Source organism: Xenorhabdus sp. SGI240 (genome assembly GCF_040081915.1).
Classification (GTDB): Bacteria; Pseudomonadota; Gammaproteobacteria; order Enterobacterales; family Enterobacteriaceae; genus Xenorhabdus; species Xenorhabdus bakwenae.
Genome location: NZ_JBEBMB010000006.1, coordinates 163,339 through 181,997, shown reverse-complemented (window position 1 = coordinate 181,997; position 18,659 = coordinate 163,339). Strand labels below are relative to the sequence as shown.

The following is an 18,659-nucleotide window of genomic DNA, read 5'->3' as shown; positions in this document are numbered from 1 at the left end:
AACCACGGCTGCATAATGCAGCCGTTAAACGAGGTGATTACATGTTAGGCAAGCTTCGCATATCAACCAGTTTATATCTGTTACTGATGATGTTTTGTGTTATGCAAATTATTTCGAGTGGTTTGTCTCTGGGAATAATTCATACAGACCAGACATATATCGAAAGAATTGATCTGGGTACTCAGCGGAGAGATACCCTTGGATTGAGTTGGTCGGCATTGTTGCAAACGCGTAATACTTTGAACAAAATCGCAATAGCCCAGAGAGTGGGGCAGCCACAAACGCAGATAGAGACAATGGAGGCGTTACTTAAAGGCTCAATGAATGACGCAGACCGGAATTTTGCCAAATTCAGTTCACTACCTCGGATGGAACAAACTGATCATGGCGCCGCTTTATTAACTGCGGTTGAACATTCTTATCAAGAATATATCAACGCATTAAAAGAGCTAAAAACTTATCTGTATGAAGGTAATTTTCAGGCCTTCCTTGATCAACCTACAGAAGATTACCAGCGTAAAATGGAAATTGCATTTAACAATTACATGCAATTTCTCGGCGCGAACATTAACTCAGCAGTTTCTGAGGGAAAATTTTACTACAAAGTATCCATTGCCATGTTTTTTGGTGCCGTCTTGATGGTATTTATTGTTTCAGTCGCCGCTAATTGGTGGATGAAACGTAACCTGCTCAGACCGTTTTCGAATATGAGAACTTGCTTCCAGGATGTAGCGCAAGGGCGTTTGGATAAGGAAATTGCCGTGTTCACCGATGATGAGATTGGTGATATTTTCCGCAAACTGCGGGACATGCAGGCATCATTAGTCAAATCCATTGCTGCTGTGCGTGAGAATACCAACCAGATGTATTCTGGCATTCAAGAGATCACTCAGGGTAATACGGACTTATCTTCACGTACAGAGCAACAGGCCGCATCATTAGAAGAAACGGCTGCCAGTATGGAAGAGTTGACGGTTACCGTGAAACAGAACGCAGAAAATGCACGTCAAGCCAGCGAACTGGCAATATCTGCTTCTCAGACCGCTTCAAAAGGTGGTGAGTTGACCACAAGTGTCGTGGCAACTATGGATGAAATTGCCAAAAGTTCGAAGAAAATCAGCGCCATTATCAGTGTTATTGATGGCATTGCTTTCCAGACTAATATCTTGGCGCTGAATGCTGCCGTTGAAGCGGCACGTGCCGGCGAACAGGGACGCGGATTCTCTGTCGTCGCCGGTGAAGTACGTGACTTGGCACAACGTAGCGCCGAAGCGGCGAAAGAAATCAAAACCTTAATTGATGAATCTGTCCATCGTGTTAACCAGGGTTCAGAATTGGTGAATAATGCGGGACAAACGATGGATGAGCTGGTTAGGTCGGTGAACCAGGTAACTGATTTAATGGCTGAAATTGCTGCTGCCTCTGATGAACAGAGCCGTGGCATTCATCAAGTTGCTCAAGCCGTCAGTCAGATGGATCAAGTCACCCAGCAAAATGCTGCATTGGTGGAACAGTCTGCCGCTGCCGCCGCTGCCCTTGAAGACAAGGCGGACATGTTGGTAAAAACTGTTGCGCAATTTGAACTGCCCGACAATTTGGAAGATGAGTACGATCATCAAGCGACCGCTACATCAAACATGACTGATGAGCATGTTGTAAATCAACTACGCTGAGGTCAGATGAAAGCCAATTCAATAGCTTCAGATACTGAAGCTACTGCACCGCTGAACTTTATGCTTCAGCGACATGCTTTGTCGGATGCGCAATTTGGGCGCATCTGCCAGTTTATCTATCAAAGGGCTGGCATAGTACTGGCAAAAAGTAAACGTGAGATGGTATACAACCGTTTAGTCAGGCGGCTTCGTGTATTAGGACTTAATGATTTTGGTCAATATCTGTCAATTCTGGAGCAAGACAGTCACAGCAAAGAATGGGAATCTTTTATTAATGCATTGACCACCAATCTCACTGCATTTTTCAGGGAAGTTCATCATTTTCCTATTCTGGCCGCTCATGCCAGCGGGAAAAATGGCGGAACATACCGTGTTTGGAGTGCTGCCGCTTCAACCGGGGAGGAGCCATATTCTATTGCAATGACCTTGTGTGATGCACTGGGGCATCGGTCAAATCGGATAAAAATTATTGGCAGCGATATTGATACCAGTGTGCTGGAAAAAGCCAGGCAGGGTATTTATCGACTGGAAGAATTACAGTATCTGAGTGAAAGTCAAAAGAAAAAATATTTTTTCAAAGGGGTTGGACGCTTTGAAGGATATGCACGGGTTCGTCCTTTACTGGCTGAAATGGTGAGTTTTCAGCATTTGAACCTACTGGATTCTGATTGGGCACTCGAAGGTAAATTTGATGCGATATTCTGCCGTAATGTTATGATTTATTTTGACAAAAAGACACAGGAAAGGATCTTGCGCCGTTTTGTCACTTTCTTAAAACCGGATGGTTTGCTCTTTGCAGGGCATTCCGAAAACGTCACTCAAATCAGCCGAGAGTTCTACTTGCAAGGACATACCGTTTACGGTGTCAATCGGGCAAGGAGGGGTCATGAATAAAATAACTGTTCTTTGTGTGGATGATTCGGCGTTAATGCGTCAAATCATGCGGGAAATTATCAATAGTCACCCTGATATGGAAGTTGTGGATTGTGCGCCGGATCCATTCGTTGCCCGTGATTTAATCAAAAAGCACAACCCGCAGGTATTAACACTGGATGTTGAAATGCCACGTATGGATGGCATTGATTTTTTAGAAAAATTAATGCGGTTACGTCCTATGCCTGTTGTGATGGTTTCTTCTCTGACTGCAAAAGGTTCGGAAATTACATTAAAGGCACTGGAACTGGGTGCTGTGGACTTTGTGACTAAGCCACAATTGGGTATCCGTGAAGGTATGTTAGCTTATAGCGAACTGATTGCCGAAAAAATCCGTGCCGCAGCCCAGGCTAAAATCAGTCCTGTGGAACCGATATCTATAAGTACTGCACCACTGAATTTCAAACCACTATTATCCAGTGAAAAACTCATCGCAGTAGGGGCATCGACAGGAGGAACAGAAGCAATCAAAAACCTGCTGCAACCCCTGCCGATCACCAGTCCGGCTTTATTAATTACTCAACATATGCCTCCGGGTTTTACCCGTTCTTTTGCACAACGACTTAATAAACTGAGTCAGATCACGGTAAAAGAAGCTGAGGATGGGGAACGTGTCCTGCCGGGACATGCCTACATTGCACCTGGCGATCGTCATATGGAACTTTGCCGCAGTGGTGCCAATTATCAAATCATGATAACGCATACCCAGCCAGTTAATCGCCATCGTCCTTCTGTTGATGTTCTCTTTCGTTCCGTTGCTAAATCTGCCGGGCGCAATGCGGTAGGCGTTATTTTAACTGGCATGGGTAATGATGGCGCGGCGGGTCTGCTGGAAATGAAGCAGGCAGGGGCTTACACATTGGCACAAAGCGAAAAAAGTTGTGTCGTATTTGGCATGCCACGTGCCGCGATCCAGTTAGGGGCGGTAGATGAAATCATGGATTTGCAAAAAATCAGTAAAACGATGCTGGCCAAAATCAGTGCGGGGCAATCGGTTCGTATTTAGTCGTTGTATTTGGTAGTTGTATTTGATGTTAATTTTTGCAGCGCTGTGCTGCTGGATAAGTGAAATTCCAAGGAGTTTTTATGGCAAGTAAGGATCTGAGATTTTTGGTCGTCGATGATTTTTCAACTATGCGTCGAATTGTGCGTAATCTACTGAAAGAGTTGGGGTTCAACAATGTAGATGAAGCACAGGATGGGGCAGAAGCGTTGACTAAACTCCGCACTGCCGAATTTGATTTTGTGATTTCTGACTGGAACATGCCAAATATTGATGGCCTTGAGTTGTTGAAAACGATTCGCAATGAAGAAAAGCTGGCCGCTTTACCTGTCCTGATGGTAACGGCGGAGGCAAAAAAAGAGAATATTATTGCAGCAGCACAAGCCGGCGCTAGCGGTTATGTTGTGAAACCGTTTACTGCGGCTATTTTGGAAGAGAAACTCAATAAAATATTTGAAAAATTGGGGCTCTAAGGAGACAAAATGAGTGAAAATCCAGTCATGCCGAGAAGTGAGGCGATTTCAACCAGTGAAATAATCAGCCGGATTGGGCAGTTAACCAGAATGCTGCGCGATAGTTTACGTGAGCTGGGATTGGATCAAACTATCGCTCAGGCGGCTGAAGCGATCCCAGATGCGAGAGAGCGATTAAATTACGTTGTTCAAATGACAGCACAAGCGGCTGAAAGGGTGTTGAACTGCGTTGAAGTCGCACAGCCTCGTCAGAACGAATTGGAATCGTCTGCAAAAGCCTTGAGCCAACGTTGGGATGAATGGTTTGCAAATCCGAAAAATTTAGCGCTGCCCGATGCCCGCTCACTGGTAACGGACACGAGAAACTATCTGAATCTCGTCCCTGATCATACTTCATTTACCAACACCCAATTGCTTGAGATTATGATGGCGCAAGACTTTCAGGATCTGACCGGGCAGGTAATTAAACGGATGATGGAAGTCATTCAGGAGCTGGAAAAACAGTTGGTCATGGTATTAATGGAAAATATGCCTTCTGACCAGATGGCTAAAGCGAAAAAAGAGAACGATAGTCTTCTTAACGGCCCTCAGGTTAACCAGAATGGTGCTGGTGTTATTACCAATCAGGAACAGGTTGATGATTTGTTGGATAGTTTAGGTTTTTGATAACGCGTGTCATTGTTTTAACAACGAACAGAACTTTATATTTTTGGTGCGTTTGGGTGAGCCGGATGGCTGGCCCAAACGCCTGCTTCGACGGCATTAATTCAGGTTATGCAGAGGAAAGCATTGTGGCGTTGATTGATAAAGTCATTAAGTTAAAAGATTCATTGGTTTCTTACCGTCAGGAATTGCCAGAAAATTCGCAAAATAACAAAAAACCAATTGTCTTCTTACATGGCACAAATAGTCGTGGTAACAGTAGCTTTGGAGAGATAAAAAAGGCGTTTAGCAGTGACCGAACCGTTATCATCCCTGATTATGCAGGATGTGGAAATTCTGAACTACCGTCAGAAACATTGACTATTGAGCACCTGGTGGAACAAGTTGCTGCTGTGATAGAAGATAGCAGTAATTTTCCTGTTGATTTAGTCGGTGTTTCTCTGGGTGCCGTCGTTGCGGCAGTTGTAGCAGCCAAATACCCAAAGTGCATTGATAAATTAATATTGACTGCACCGTGGGCGACAAGCAGTGATCCCCGCCATCAATTGCTATTTAATACCTGGTTACATTTGGAATTGAATGATAAACCATCAGCGATGGCTTTCGCTTTATCACATGCCTTAAGTCCCGAGTTTCTCTCATCGCTGGGTCATGAAACCCTACAGCGGATCTGCTCTCAACCTGGAGAAAAAGAGATAGAAAAACGGATTGCATTGGGATTAACCATAGACATAAAAGAGTATCTTACTCAAATAGATAAAGACACACTGGTTATTGGATTAAACAGTGATACATTGATCCCGCCTTATCTGGTACGTGAAGTTCATAAAAATATTAACAACAGTACATATAAAGCTATTAACAGTGGTCACGCAGTACACATTGAAAAACCCACAGAGTGGGTGAGTTTGATAAAAGATTTTATAAGCTAATTCATTACCTTACCTACAGGTAAATACTTATAAATTGTTGACAACGAGACATTGTAAATAATCGACAACTGCTTTCGGCTGTGCCCTTTATTGAGTAATCTGGCGGCTTGTTGTCGATTTTCCTCGGTAAATACCACCGGTCGTCCACCAATTCGCCCTTGTTCCCGTGCTGCGGCTAGACCTGCATTGGTTCTTTCCACAATCAGTTCACGTTCCATTTCTGCCAGTGCACTCATCACATGGAAGAAAAACCGTCCCATTGCTGTACTGGTATCAATACTGTCGGTCAGGCTTTGAAAGTGAATACCACGTTCATGCAATTCTGAAATCAGTGTGACCAGATTCTTCACACTACGCCCTAACCGATCCAACTTCCAAACCACCAGCGTATCACCAGACTTGAGATGTTTTAAGGCGCGTTTTAGCCCCGGACGATTAGCCGTTTTCCCGCTGATCTTGTCTTCAAAGATCAGCTCACAGTGAATGCTGACTAACGCATTTCTTTGCAAATTGCTATTTTGGTCATTTGTTGACACTCGGATGTAACCAACTCTTGCCACAGATAGTCCTTTAGTTACCCTGGAACTATTTTAAAGTAAATAATACGCATTTATTTGCTATAAAAAACCTTTAATTTATTTAATGTCGAGATAAAAATTTAATTATGGGGGGGATATCAGAGTAAGGATGTAAGAAGAATTATTATTCATAAGATTGATAAAGAATAACCTTAACGAGTGACTCAACTCACAGTATCCATTTTTTCTTGCCAAAGATACTCAATTAATCCTCGCTTATTTTCCCAAAATGCTCTTTATTTAATTGAAATTATTTTGTTGCCAACTTGTTAAGTTAAATGCCGAGGGTGTATATGGAATTAATTACACAATGGTTAAGTACGTTAAACGGGGTAGTATGGGGTGTTCCCATGCTAGTTGGGCTTTTGGGGATTGGGATCTTCATGCAAATCCGCTTGTCCTTCCTGCCGATCCGTAAACTCGGCACGGGATTCAAATTACTCTTTCAAAAAAATGAACAACGGGGTGAAGGTCAAATTTCACCTTTTAACGCACTCATGACAGCTTTGTCAGCGACAATCGGAACCGGAAATATCGCAGGTGTGGCGACAGCCATTGTGATGGGTGGGCCGGGAGCCATGTTCTGGATGTGGATGACTGCATTGGTGGGTATGGCAACGAAATATTCGGAAGCGGTACTGGCGGTACGTTTCCGTGAAACCGATAAAAACGGTAATTACGTTGGCGGCCCGATGTATTACATCAAAAATGGCTTGGGAAAAAAGTGGATTTGGCTGGGAACTCTCTTTGCCTTCTTTGGCAGTATTGCGGGTTTTGGTATCGGCAATACGGTACAAGCCAACTCTGTCGCTGACGTATTACAAAGTAACTTTGGGATTGAAAAAACCATAACGGCCGGTATTTTGGTCGTTTTGGTTGGTGCCGTGTTAATTGGCGGTATCAAACGCATTTCTGATGTGGCAGGTAAATTAGTGCCTGTGATGACTGTCGGTTACTTTGGGGCAGGGGTTATTGTTTTGGCACTCAATTTTACCGCTATTCCCGATGCATTTGCTTTAATCATTAAATCCGCTTTTACTCCCGTTGCGGCACAGGGTGGATTTGCTGGTGCAGCAGTTTGGGCGGCGATCCGTTTTGGTATTGCCCGTGGTGTATTCTCTAACGAAGCGGGCATGGGAAGTGCACCTATTGCCCACGCAGCGGCAAAAACCCAAAACCCCATTCGTCAGGGTTTAATTGCCATGCTGGGAACCTTTATTGATACGATCGTCGTCTGCTCCGTGACGGGCTTGACCATTGTTATTACCGGTGGCTGGCTGACAGGTCAAACAGGCGCAACACTGACCGCCGCTTCCTTCTCAGCCGTGATCCCGGGAGGCAACTATATCGTTGCTGTTGCCCTGGCTATTTTCGCCTTTACAACCATTTTGGGGTGGAGTTTTTACGGTGAGAAATGTATCCAATATTTATTGGGTCCAAAAGCGATAGTGCCTTTTCGTATCGCCTGGATTATCGCGTTGCCGATTGGTGCTACTCAGTCGTTAACCTTTGTCTGGTTGCTGGCGGATACCCTTAATGCCATGATGGCGATCCCCAACCTGATAGCCATTGCCTTTCTCAGTCCGGTTGTTTATCGTCTGACGAAAGATCATATTCGTGATGTTAATGCCGATAGTATTGATATCAAGGCACCCATTAAAACGGATTGAAAAACGCGTTGAGATGGCTGATAGCAGCCATCTCAATTCAAGACTGTTATCATAATGCCTCAAATACCCCCGCAAATTTTGCAGTGTTCCCGCCATTGAATTTCTGGGCTTTTGTCATGCTTAACATAATTTTATTTGCCCTCTCCTGCCGGCAAATTTTCTGCATGTAATCATGAACGCTCACCAAGGAAAGCTGTGGCTGAAGATAGCGATCTCGAAAAAACCGAAGAACCCACACCCCATAAACGGGAAAAAGCTCGCAAAGAGGGGCAAATTGCGCGTTCTAAGGAACTCACTTCAATCCTGATGTTAGCGGGAGGGGTAAGCCTGCTCTGGATGAGTGGACAATCGATGACTCATGAACTTTCCCTGATGGTGTTTGAAGGATTTAATTTCGACCATAACATGGTCAGTAACGACAAACAGATGGTGCAACAAGTCGGGCGATTACTGAAACAAGCGGTCTGGGCGCTGTTGCCGGTTTTTATCGGTTTGGTATTGGTTGCCCTCAGTGCACCCGCATTGATGGGAGGGCTGCTATTCAGCTCAAAATCCATCAAATTTGACTTGGCTAAACTGAATCCCCTCTCTGGTCTGAAGAAAATCTTTTCCATGAATGCACTGGCTGAATTATTCAAAGCCATTTTGAAGGCATCACTGGTGGGATGTGGTGCAGCCCTGTTTATCTGGCTTAACTGGCCTACTATGCTCAACTTGGCTGCCCAGCATCCGCTGATAGCCTTGAGCGATGCCATGATGATGCTGATTTTTGCCAGTTACATTGTCTTATTTATGTTGATACCTATGGTCGCGTTTGATGTGCTTTATCAGATCCGTAGTCACCTGAAAAAATTGAGAATGACCCGTCAGGAGATCAAGGATGAATTTAAGGAACAAGAAGGGGATCCACATGTAAAGGCAAGAATTCGTCAACAACAGCGAGCAGCTGCACGTAAGCGCATGATGGCGGATGTGCCGAAGGCGGATGTCATTGTCACCAACCCGACTCATTACGCCGTTGCCTTGCAGTATGACAGCAAAAAAATGAGCGCTCCTAAAGTATTGGCAAAAGGGGCAGGACTCATTGCCTTGCGTATTAAAGAAATGGGTGCGGAAAATCGCATCCCATTACTGGAAGCTCCACCTTTGGCACGGGCGTTGTTTCGCCATGCTGAGGTTGGCGGCTTTATTCCTGCGGCGTTATATGCAGCTGTCGCAGAAGTGCTTGCCTGGGTTTACCAATTGAAACGTTGGAAACAGGAAGGTGGCCTGAAACCGAAAAAACCTGAAAATCTGCCAGTGCCGCCAGCACTGGATTTTGCTGGAGAAAATAATCGTCATGGCTAATCTGGCCTCATTACTACGTTTATCAGGAAATCGTTTACCGGGGAATATAAAAGGCTCCCAGTGGCAAATGCTTGCAGGGCCTGTTCTGATCCTCATGATCTTGTCGATGATGGTACTGCCGTTGCCACCATTCCTGCTTGATCTGCTATTCACTTTCAACATCGCGCTTTCCATTATGGTCCTGCTGGTGGCAATGTTTACCCGCCGGACGCTGGATTTTGCCGCATTTCCGACCATTTTGCTATTTTCAACCTTACTGCGTCTATCACTTAACGTCGCTTCTACGCGAATAATCCTGCTGGAAGGGCACTCAGGATCTGCCGCAGCTGGGCAAGTTGTAGAAGCCTTCGGTCACTTTCTGGTCGGTGGTAATTTTGCCATTGGTATCGTCGTTTTCGTTATCTTGATCCTGATTAACTTTATGGTTATTACCAAAGGTGCAGGGCGTATTGCAGAAGTTGGTGCGCGCTTTGTATTGGATGGGATGCCGGGTAAACAGATGGCGATAGATGCTGATTTGAACGCTGGATTGATCGGCGAAGATGAAGCCAAAAAACGCCGGGCCGACGTTACGCAGGAAGCGGATTTTTACGGCTCAATGGACGGTGCGAGCAAATTTGTACGTGGCGATGCGATTGCCGGACTCATGATACTGGTGATCAATATTATTGGTGGTTTGATCGTTGGTGTCGCTCAACACGGCTTATCTTTGGGGGATGCCGCAGAAGCCTATACCTTGCTGACCATTGGTGATGGATTGGTTGCTCAGTTGCCTGCATTAATTATCTCCACAGCGGCAGGTGTTATCGTAACGCGTGTAGCGACGGATGAAGATGTTGGCCAGCAAATGGTGACCCAGCTTTTCAACAATCCCAAAGTCATGATGTTGAGTGCGGGTGTACTCGGTCTGCTTGGGTTGGTGCCGGGAATGCCAAATTTTGTCTTTTTGTTATTTACGGCCGCTTTGGCGGGCGTGGGCTATTTCCTCTTGCGTAAGGACAAAAATCCGCTGGTGGCACAACATGAAGAGATGAAAGCGGTGGAAGAGCAGCAACAAACCGCAGAAGCCTCATGGTCGGATGTGCAACTGGAAGATCCACTGGGTATGGAAGTGGGTTATCGTTTGATCCCCATGGTGGACTTTCGCCAAAACGGCGAATTGCTGGGTCGTATTAGCGGTATTCGCAAAAAATTTGCGCAAGAAGTGGGATATCTGCCCCCCGTGGTGCATATTCGTGACAATCTTGAATTGGCACCCGCCAGCTACCGTATCATGATGAAAGGCGTAGAAATTGGGCGTGGCGAAGCCCATCCGGGACGATGGTTGGCGATTAATCCGGGTGGAGCTGTGGGCGAATTGCAAGGTGACTTGACGACAGATCCCGCCTTTGGTCTGGCTGCTGTCTGGATTGATGACAGCCTAAGGGAACAGGCGCAAGTGCAAGGCTATACTGTTGTAGCGGCCAGCACGGTTGTTGCCACTCACCTAAACCATTTACTATCCCAGCATTCCAGTGAGCTATTTGGAAGGCAGGAAGCGCAGCAATTGTTTGAGCGAGTCAGTCAGGAAATGCCAAAACTGACAGAGGATTTTATTCCTGATGTAGTCAGCCTGACAACTTTGCATAAAGTTTTGCAAAACCTGCTGGCAGAACAAGTGCCGATCCGCGATATGCGTACGATTGTTGAAACACTGGCAGAACATGCTCCGGTACAGAAAGATCCTTATGAATTGACTGCCATTATTCGAATCGCACTTGGCAGAGCGATTGCCCAGAAATGGTTCCCGGGTGCGGATGAAATCAAAGTCATTGGTCTGGATACCGGATTGGAAAGATTGCTGCTGCAAGCACTGCAAAATGGTGGTGGATTGGAGCCAGGTTTGGCAGAAAGTTTGGAACGTCAGGCGGCAGAGGCATTGGAGCGCCAGGAAATGTTGGGAGCGCCATCTGTATTATTGGTCAACCATGCACTTCGTCCACTGATGTCTCGCTTCTTGCGACGTGTACTGCCTAGATTAGTTGTACTGTCCAACCTTGAAATCACCGACAATCGTCAAATCAGAATGACGGCAACGATTGGGGGGGCGAGGTAGTCTTAATAAACACACTGTCTTGACGAAAAAATAATGAATATACTCGATAAACTTCAGGTTGTAATCCGCAAGACGACGCGAGGCCTTATATTTCCCCGCTGCGCGGGGAAATATAACACGCACCTTGAAGTTGGATTGGTATATAAGGTGATCGCTTCGGCGATCACCTTATTATGGATTACTCTGCACTCATACAGGCTCATTACTTATAATCGACAGTGAAGGTGGCTGTGGCATTAACGCTACCGGCAATGACGGTATTACTGGTTTGATAATACTTTGCCTTATATGACAATGTCTTCAAAGAATTTATCGTGCCAAGAGCTTGCTGTTCACCAAACCTCACAGGATTGTCCCTGTCATCTAACATCTGAATGCCGATCCCTGTTGCTGATGAGGTTGAATCAGCATTTATCACGCCATTTGTATTAGTCTTTCCCGGCTCCCAGGTAATATTCGCGTTCGGGGACCCTTTGCACTGCACATTGATCTCGAAAGAACACCCACCGGCGGTATCACCTATATTTTTAAAGTGATTTTTTGATACAGCTCCCATCGGAACATGAATAATCGGCGTGGTTATTGCACAAGATCTTGCCGTGATGTTAAAAGAAGGGATTTTATAAGTGAAAACCGTATTGTGATCTCTATCATCAGCCATCGTTATTATTATTTCATTGACTGTTCCTGATTGAACTTCTTCATTGATCTTTATATAAAATTTACTGCTCAATGTTCTTCCTCGTGGTCCGTAGCCGATCCCTCTTGAACTGTTCACAGTCATGGTCTGAGACACTACACCATCAGGTTGGAGTTCCCATTTAAATTTGACACCAGGAAGACTGGTTTCATGATAACCATTTTTGAAGGAACCTACATTTACTCCAGTAATGGATTTTACGTATATATGCTGCTTGCTTATATAGCATTGTATCCACAACTCGTTATTGGAGGCGTGTTTTGTGTTTGGAAGATTTTTATAGTCAACATAAATATCATCAAATTTGACTATTTTTTGCATACTATTCGCCTTACATACTGCGGCTATAACCCGCGTTGAATAGCTTCCCGCGACAATAACAATGAATAATGCCAATAAAAAGTTATTCGCTTTAATTTGAAAGTGATTATTACGTTCAACATTAAACATGATAAATTCCTTTTAGTTGCGGCAATCAGCAATCAGGCGTAATACGCCTGACTTTTCGGACAGCATTGATAAATCTGTTTTTGCATGACATTGTTGATCCTTATTTTTTCCCCATTGTACTTTTATTTCTGCCTGCTCGGGGACAGCATTCAGATACAACTCACCGTCATCGCCAACAATCCCGCTACTGTCACTGTTTGTTAACGCTGCGCTGGCACCGAAAGGCACAGGTTTGCCGTTGTAACGTAATGCCACCAATATGCGATACCCTTGACGAACGCGAAAATCGGCAGCAACCACGGCCCCGCGAGTCGGTACAATGTGTTGCACTGAATTGTCAAGGTCAATGCCATCTGCCAGCATCTCAGTATCCAGGGCAATCCGGTTGTAGGTATAAGGTTCGATCGACGGGATGACGGCATAGCCACGTGAATCTGTTTTAATTTCACTGTGATTTAAAATAGTTGTTTCGGCTGCACCCGCCGCTTTGACCAGTGCGACGGTTTCACCCAATGGCTGGGAAAACGTAATGCCGTCTTGATGGGCGACAATACCGCCAGACAGCCCGTAGTTAAGCGATTGCCCAGTATCACTGTAGCTGTAGCCCAGATTCACACGACCAGAAGAATGGCTGTATTCCAGAGAAACACCTCCGCCCACGCCTTCCATATTATTGCTGTGTTCTCCGTGGAGACTATATGACAAGGCATGAGCATCCAATGCGCTGCCACTAATCGTCAATTGTTGGCCTCCTCGACTGTGGTCATTTCTATTCATGCTGTAAGTTACCCATCCATTAGGCAGCCACTGCCCCAGTGGAATAGAAACGTTAAACGATGCCTGCATATCCTTACTCTTCATGGATTCATGACTGGCATCGTAGGAAAGATTCAACCCATAATTGATCCCAGCAAGGTTAATGTTATAACCGGTAGATAATGATTGATTGGAACCTTGTTTTCCCCAGTAATCTTGCTGATAGGCAGACACATAAATATTGCCAAAATTCCCCATCCCTTGGTTTAGAGTCAGCTGCAATTGGTTACGCTTATTTTGTGCGCGGCCGGCTTCTTTTCTGACTGAATATTCATTCGCCTCTGCAAATGAATAGTATTCTGGTGTGGAATAGCGATACCCGGCCAATGTCAGGGATGTCCCCGTTGTCTCAATACTTTTCGTATATTGGATTCGATATGATCGCCCTTGTTTACGTTCATTTTCCTGCAACCAGGTATCAGCTTGTGTCATATCCAGAGAAATCGCACCAAAATTCCCTAAACCCATCCCCAGGCCAGCGTTAAACGCCCGGTAGTTTTCTGCTACCTGAATACCAGATAGCAAACTTAACCGATTGGAGAGTCCATAGATAAATGTCGCTTCGCTAAAATAAGGTTTATCAGCGCTGTCATTGGAATAACGGTAACGTCCCAGAGTAACCTGATATTTTAATTGTCCTTCTCGCTGCATCATTGGCACTGATGAAAATGGTTGTACAAATTTACGCTGCCGCCCGTCCTTTTCGGTGATCGTGATATCCAAATCACCGGAGCCGGAGGTTGAATAAAGATCCGTAATAACAAAAGGCCCTGGCGGAACATAGCTTTCGTAGATGACGTAATTATTTTGGCGGATCGTTACACGCGCATTGGTTTGAGCAATACCCCGGATAATTGGCGCAAATCCACGCTGGCTGCTGGGCAACATTAAACTATCGGATGTCATAGAAGCACCGATAAACGGCACGCTTTCAAATATATCTCCGTCAGTAACGGTTTCGCCAAGAATTATTTGGCTTTTTAGTTCTGGAATGTCCCGTTGGATGTAGCTGTTAATGGATGAAAAACGACTCTCATCTTTATTTTTTCCAGAATGATAGTTATAAACTGATTGATTCCTTATACGCCAGGCTCCGATATTTATTCCGCTTTGTAAATTTAAAAAGTAGCTTTGTTTTTTTATGTTTTTATTATAATTTTCCGATCCACTAAAGTTATAGCTCATTAAAAATGCGGTCTCTCCATGTTGCCATAAATGTGATGCCACAGTATCTCTGGCTTGATTATCCAATACTGCCTGAGGAATACTGATATCCAGACGTTGCTCATAGAAATCAAATGAGGTTGATGCCTGTAGAATATATTCGCTAATATCATCAATAACTTGCTCAGGAGAGAGTTTCATCAGCGCAGGAAAAACTGACATTTTCACGCCATACTGTTTTAAATCATCGACCGTTAGTTGTGGAGACAGTTTCCCGTTTTTTAGTTTAATAAAATTAACCTGTTTTGTGTCTTTTTCTTTCCCGTTAAGAAATATGTTCACCTGATACTGACCCGGTAATTGACCACCGGGGAATGAAAATACGCTTAAATCAATCACCGATTGAGTATCATCTAATTCCAATGCTGATGATCGAAAGTAATCCTGTGCCGTGACGGGTAATGATAGCAATATGGAAAAACATAAAATAAAGACTGAAAGTAAACATGTTGGCATAATTGTGCCGCCACTCGTTTTATATTTAACAAATATGATTTTTCGTCCCCTATCTTTATCTTTTATCTTCTTTTTGAGGCAGATTTTTACTTACCTCTTTGCTTATGCCACCATGACTATTAATGCTATTCCAGCTGACTAAGCCTGATGATTCAGATGGCAGGACGAAATGCGCTACACCTTGCGGAGCGATCATGTCAGTACCCGTCAGGATTTTCCCGGCTACTTTGAGCTGCCCGATGGTTACATAATAATTACTGGGGTTTCTGACCTCAAGTTGGTGACCAATGCGACAAAATGTCAGCGTCTTATAAGCTTCTTCAGAATCACCTTCAATGCCTTCAGGCCGATAAAACAGTTTGATCCGAGTTTTCACCGCAATCAATAAAGTATTCTGCTCGTTTTCTTGTACGGGAGGGATAGACTTCACATTAAGGTAAAAAACCGATTCCTTATCATCAGGTAAATGCCCGCCGATACGGACAATACGAAGAATACTTTCTTTGCCAGCATCCAAACGAAATAGCGGGGGAGTCACAATGAAAGGAGCTTTTTCTCCTTTTGAATCCGTGGTGATAAAAGACTGAATTAAATAAGGCCGGCTTTCGTCAGAGTTTTTCACTGAAATTGAAGTTTCTTTTTTATTTCCTTTATAAATAACACGGGTTCCACCAATAGTTACACCCGCCCAGGAAGGAGATATAAAGAATAATAATATAATCGTTATTTTTTTCGTTAACATATACGATGTAAATATTTTTTTTATTTTATCTTTCATTATTACATGACTACTTATGATATTAATAGCTCCTGGCCGCAGCCGTAAAAGTGCCACTGCGGCCAGGGAATAAATATTTATTTCCCAATTCAACTTCAAGATGCGTGTTATATTTCCCCGCGCAGCGGGAAAATATAAGGCCTCGCGTCGTCTTGCGGATGGCAACTTGAAGTTTATCGGGTATAACTAATTAATTTTTATCTGTAATTTATATTAAAATGAAGTGTGGCATCAGCCGTTCCGGCTGTAGGGTTATCTCCATTAGATACATAAGCCGCTTTTAAAGGTATTACCATATCGGATTTACTGGTTTTATCAGAGAATGAGTAAGTGGAAGATAAATTTATCTGCTTATCACTTTCGTCATAAATGCCAATGCCAATCCCTTTTGAACTTGAAGATGTGTTTAATGCCAATAAATTTGCATTTTTGGAATCCACCTGACTCCCAGAAAATGTAACGTCCATTGTAATAGGTGCAGACGGATCAACAGGGCACCCAGTTAATTTGATCTTAAAATTCCTTTCGCTTCCCGCAACTTTAATTCCCGCTGTTTTTATATCGCTTTTGAGATGTGTCCCCATGTTCACAACCTTGTCAGTATCATCACTAACAGTGCAAGTGGTTTCTATAATTCTCCCCGTGAATTTTACTTCCCCGGTTGTTGCCGGAGGTGCCGCATAAGAAATATTACTTACTGAAGCCAATATTGCAACAATAAAAGATGAAACTAAAACATTCTTCATTTACATATCCATAACAATCATAATATAAAACTACTTATTATGTATAACGCAAAATAATAACGCGTTATAACAAAAAGATTCGGGCACAGTTTTTTGTGCGCAGAAGAAAAATTTACCTTATGAATCAAAAAAGATCAACAAAACTATCGGTATTCACGATCAATTAACAATATATTGATAGGATTTATCAATCAAGGAAAGGTAAAGAATTTGAGAAGAGCATTGTTCGTCCAACTCTCAAATGAGCGTGACTTATCATCTCTTTAAATTATTTGATACTCATTTTATGATGCTAAAACCACCTCTTAAGCGTGAGGTAATAATAAGTTTCATCAATATAATGAGAATTATTTTCTTTTTTATCAGGCGAGGAAGAAATACAGATACACAGAAACAGACCCCTTATCATTGCCAATAAACCAAGAGGTCTGTAGAACTTACTGCTTAGGCAGTAACCGAATGATCAAACGCTGATCTTGTGGCCTGATAGCGCTGAATGATGACGGGCCTGGCCGTCTGCACCATAAAGAGAAGGGCTGTGGTGAGTTTTCAGAAAAGCGATTGCTTGACTGTTCAACTCAATATGTTGTTCCAGTAAAAATCCGTTATGTGAATTTAAATCACAGATACGTTCAACAGATTGACTAATTTGACTCCATAATACGGCTAACACTTTATGGTTAGCATAAGGCGCATTTATTTTTAGCGTGTCATTTAACTGCTGGCGTTTTCGTTCAGCATGATCGAGTGCTGAAAGCAAAAATGTCTTTTGTTCTGTCACACGATGTAACTGATTCGCGTCAATAAAGCCTTCGCTTAATATGTGCTGTTCTTCTGCCATAGTTTGCGAAAGCGAATTTAAGTGTGCGCTTTGCTGTTCAAGCAAGAGTTGAAGTTCTTCCATTTATGGCTCTTTAAATTTTAGTGTTTATTTATCATATTCCATGTTTTCAAGGGCCTCCCTAAATAGAGCATCAGCAATTTTACCGCTGTCCATCGTTAGGGTTCCCTTTGCAATGGCTTCTTTCAATTGTTGTACTTTTTGGATATTAATATCCTGACTGCTTGGCTGGACGAGCTTTTTCTGCGCTTCGCTCAACTTAACTTGTGTATCTGCGCTTTTTTCTGCAACAGCCACAATTCTGCGAGTGCTCTGAGCACCTTCATTGGCATTGCGTTGCTGTAAAGCAGCTATAGCCAGTAGAGGTTGAGTGCGTTCAATACTCATAATCGTAATCCTTTAATCAGGCATTATTTATTTGTCTTAGGTAGCAGGCGATATACCGCTGGCATGCCTGTAAATCATGGTCTGTTGGTTATATCGGCGTGAAAAAATAAAACTTTAGCCATTTATAACATCATTTTTACACTGCCATTTTCTTGAGCTGCACCCGTAATAACCTGTCCAGAGTTCAGGCGGACACGGATATTATCAAAACTCGCGGCGTTGTTAATTGCTTTTCCTTCGTAACGCACCTGAAAATGGTGTCCATCTACGGTGACAACTACATTTTGCCCGGCTTGAATTGCCCAGGGACGCCGGATCATATTACGTGTGATGAATTGTCCGGCAGGGATGTTGCGCAGTGCAATACCATTTTGTATGGCCTTGCTGTTACGGATTATGTCATTTGGCAGCTTATCTAAGGAACCCGTTTTTACTTGAAAATCTTTTTCTGTCAGGACCGCATTGCGGTTAATGGCCCGCTTAGAAACCCAATAAGGGCCGACGACATTGACATAAACCTGAACAAAACGGCGTTGCTGACCACAAGTCACAGGAACGGAAAGGTTACCCCAATTTTTGTTGCTAAGTAACGGTTGTATTTCAGGGTGTTCACAAGCGGGCCATTGTTGTTCAGGTGTTTTGATTTCGACTAAGACCTTATGATTCAATGGGCGATGGATCTGCCTGAAATAGTCATCTATTAATTGCGGTAACGGGTTTCCCCAGGCTAAAGCGCTGCCGAAAACAAAAAATAGATTAAGGAAAAAGGCAAACAACCCGATAAACTTTAATGCAGGCATTTCACCACCTTGGATCCTGTTAGCGAACCATGATTTCAAAAAATATTCAGCACCTGTTGGATGTGAGCAGTGTAACTCGATTGATTATTCGTTA

At 43.6% G+C, this 18,659-nt stretch carries 17 protein-coding genes; 9 read left to right on the top strand and 8 right to left on the bottom strand.

The features are described 5' to 3' along the window. Positions 1 to 41 precede the first annotated feature (41 nt). The 6 genes from ABLA76_RS02760 (at position 42) to ABLA76_RS02735 (ending at position 5,677) form a co-directional block, all read left to right on the top strand. Positions 42 to 1,673 (top strand): methyl-accepting chemotaxis protein, encoded by a 1,632-nt coding sequence (locus ABLA76_RS02760; RefSeq protein ID WP_348986770.1) that lies wholly within the window; start codon positions 42 to 44, stop codon positions 1,671 to 1,673. A 6-nt stretch (positions 1,674 to 1,679) separates the two neighbouring features. Further along, on the top strand, positions 1,680 to 2,567 hold the full coding sequence (gene cheR / locus ABLA76_RS02755) for a protein-glutamate O-methyltransferase CheR (RefSeq protein WP_348986769.1): 888 nt from the start codon (positions 1,680 to 1,682) through the stop codon (positions 2,565 to 2,567). Beyond that, the gene (locus ABLA76_RS02750) at positions 2,560 to 3,612 is read left to right on the top strand and encodes a chemotaxis response regulator protein-glutamate methylesterase (protein ID WP_047771149.1); all 1,053 of its coding nucleotides are present in this window, start codon (positions 2,560 to 2,562) and stop codon (positions 3,610 to 3,612) included. Before cheR ends, ABLA76_RS02750 begins: the two co-directional genes overlap by 8 nt. 80 nt (positions 3,613 to 3,692) lie before the next feature. After that, a complete protein-coding gene (cheY, locus tag ABLA76_RS02745; RefSeq protein ID WP_047771148.1) occupies positions 3,693 to 4,082 on the top strand; it encodes a chemotaxis response regulator CheY in 390 nt (129 codons plus the stop codon). A 9-nt stretch (positions 4,083 to 4,091) separates the two neighbouring features. Continuing rightward, the gene (gene cheZ / locus ABLA76_RS02740) at positions 4,092 to 4,748 is read left to right on the top strand and encodes a protein phosphatase CheZ (protein WP_047771147.1); all 657 of its coding nucleotides are present in this window, start codon (positions 4,092 to 4,094) and stop codon (positions 4,746 to 4,748) included. A gap of 65 nt (positions 4,749 to 4,813) precedes the next feature. Then, positions 4,814 to 5,677 carry an alpha/beta hydrolase gene (locus ABLA76_RS02735; protein ID WP_348986768.1) on the top strand — a complete coding sequence of 288 codons (864 nt, stop codon included), beginning with the start codon at positions 4,814 to 4,816 and terminating at the stop codon, positions 5,675 to 5,677. Here the strand turns inward: ABLA76_RS02735 and ABLA76_RS02730 are convergent. Continuing rightward, positions 5,674 to 6,237: a recombinase family protein gene (locus ABLA76_RS02730; protein WP_348986767.1), complete on the bottom strand. Its 564-nt coding sequence runs from the start codon at positions 6,235 to 6,237 to the stop codon at positions 5,674 to 5,676. The two genes, ABLA76_RS02735 and ABLA76_RS02730, sit on opposite strands and share 4 nt — an antisense overlap. A 311-nt stretch (positions 6,238 to 6,548) precedes the next feature. Between ABLA76_RS02730 and ABLA76_RS02725 the strand changes: the two genes are divergently transcribed. The 3 genes from ABLA76_RS02725 (at position 6,549) to flhA (ending at position 11,367) form a co-directional block, all read left to right on the top strand. Continuing rightward, entirely contained in the window at positions 6,549 to 7,925 is a 1,377-nt protein-coding gene (locus ABLA76_RS02725) for a sodium:alanine symporter family protein (RefSeq protein ID WP_348986766.1), read from the top strand. Positions 7,926 to 8,120: 195 nt separating this feature from the next. Beyond that, positions 8,121 to 9,272 (top strand): flagellar biosynthesis protein FlhB, encoded by a 1,152-nt coding sequence (flhB, locus tag ABLA76_RS02720; RefSeq protein ID WP_285810928.1) that lies wholly within the window; start codon positions 8,121 to 8,123, stop codon positions 9,270 to 9,272. Continuing rightward, positions 9,265 to 11,367 (top strand): flagellar biosynthesis protein FlhA, encoded by a 2,103-nt coding sequence (flhA, locus tag ABLA76_RS02715; RefSeq protein WP_348986765.1) that lies wholly within the window; start codon positions 9,265 to 9,267, stop codon positions 11,365 to 11,367. Before flhB ends, flhA begins: the two co-directional genes overlap by 8 nt. A 202-nt stretch (positions 11,368 to 11,569) precedes the next feature. Here the strand turns inward: flhA and ABLA76_RS02710 are convergent, their stop codons facing one another. The 7 genes from ABLA76_RS02710 to flgA form a co-directional block, all read right to left on the bottom strand. Then, positions 11,570 to 12,517 carry a fimbrial protein gene (locus ABLA76_RS02710; RefSeq protein WP_348986764.1) on the bottom strand — a complete coding sequence of 316 codons (948 nt, stop codon included), beginning with the start codon at positions 12,515 to 12,517 and terminating at the stop codon, positions 11,570 to 11,572. 12 nt (positions 12,518 to 12,529) lie between these two features. Next, entirely contained in the window at positions 12,530 to 15,013 is a 2,484-nt protein-coding gene (locus ABLA76_RS02705; protein ID WP_348986763.1) for a fimbria/pilus outer membrane usher protein, read from the bottom strand. A gap of 55 nt (positions 15,014 to 15,068) precedes the next feature. Then, positions 15,069 to 15,791, bottom strand: coding sequence for a molecular chaperone (locus ABLA76_RS02700; protein WP_348986762.1), 723 nt, complete (start codon positions 15,789 to 15,791; stop codon positions 15,069 to 15,071). Positions 15,792 to 15,988: 197 nt separating this feature from the next. Next, on the bottom strand, positions 15,989 to 16,537 hold the full coding sequence (locus ABLA76_RS02695) for a fimbrial protein (RefSeq protein WP_348986761.1): 549 nt from the start codon (positions 16,535 to 16,537) through the stop codon (positions 15,989 to 15,991). 463 nt (positions 16,538 to 17,000) lie between these two features. Then, complete coding sequence (gene flgN, locus ABLA76_RS02690; protein ID WP_285810923.1) at positions 17,001 to 17,441, bottom strand: flagellar export chaperone FlgN; 441 nt, start codon at positions 17,439 to 17,441, stop codon at positions 17,001 to 17,003. Between the two features lie 24 nt (positions 17,442 to 17,465). Next, positions 17,466 to 17,765 (bottom strand): flagellar biosynthesis anti-sigma factor FlgM, encoded by a 300-nt coding sequence (gene flgM, locus ABLA76_RS02685; protein ID WP_047770686.1) that lies wholly within the window; start codon positions 17,763 to 17,765, stop codon positions 17,466 to 17,468. A 122-nt stretch (positions 17,766 to 17,887) separates the two neighbouring features. Further along, entirely contained in the window at positions 17,888 to 18,565 is a 678-nt protein-coding gene (gene flgA, locus ABLA76_RS02680; protein ID WP_285810922.1) for a flagellar basal body P-ring formation chaperone FlgA, read from the bottom strand. Between the last annotated feature and the right edge of the window lie 94 nt (positions 18,566 to 18,659).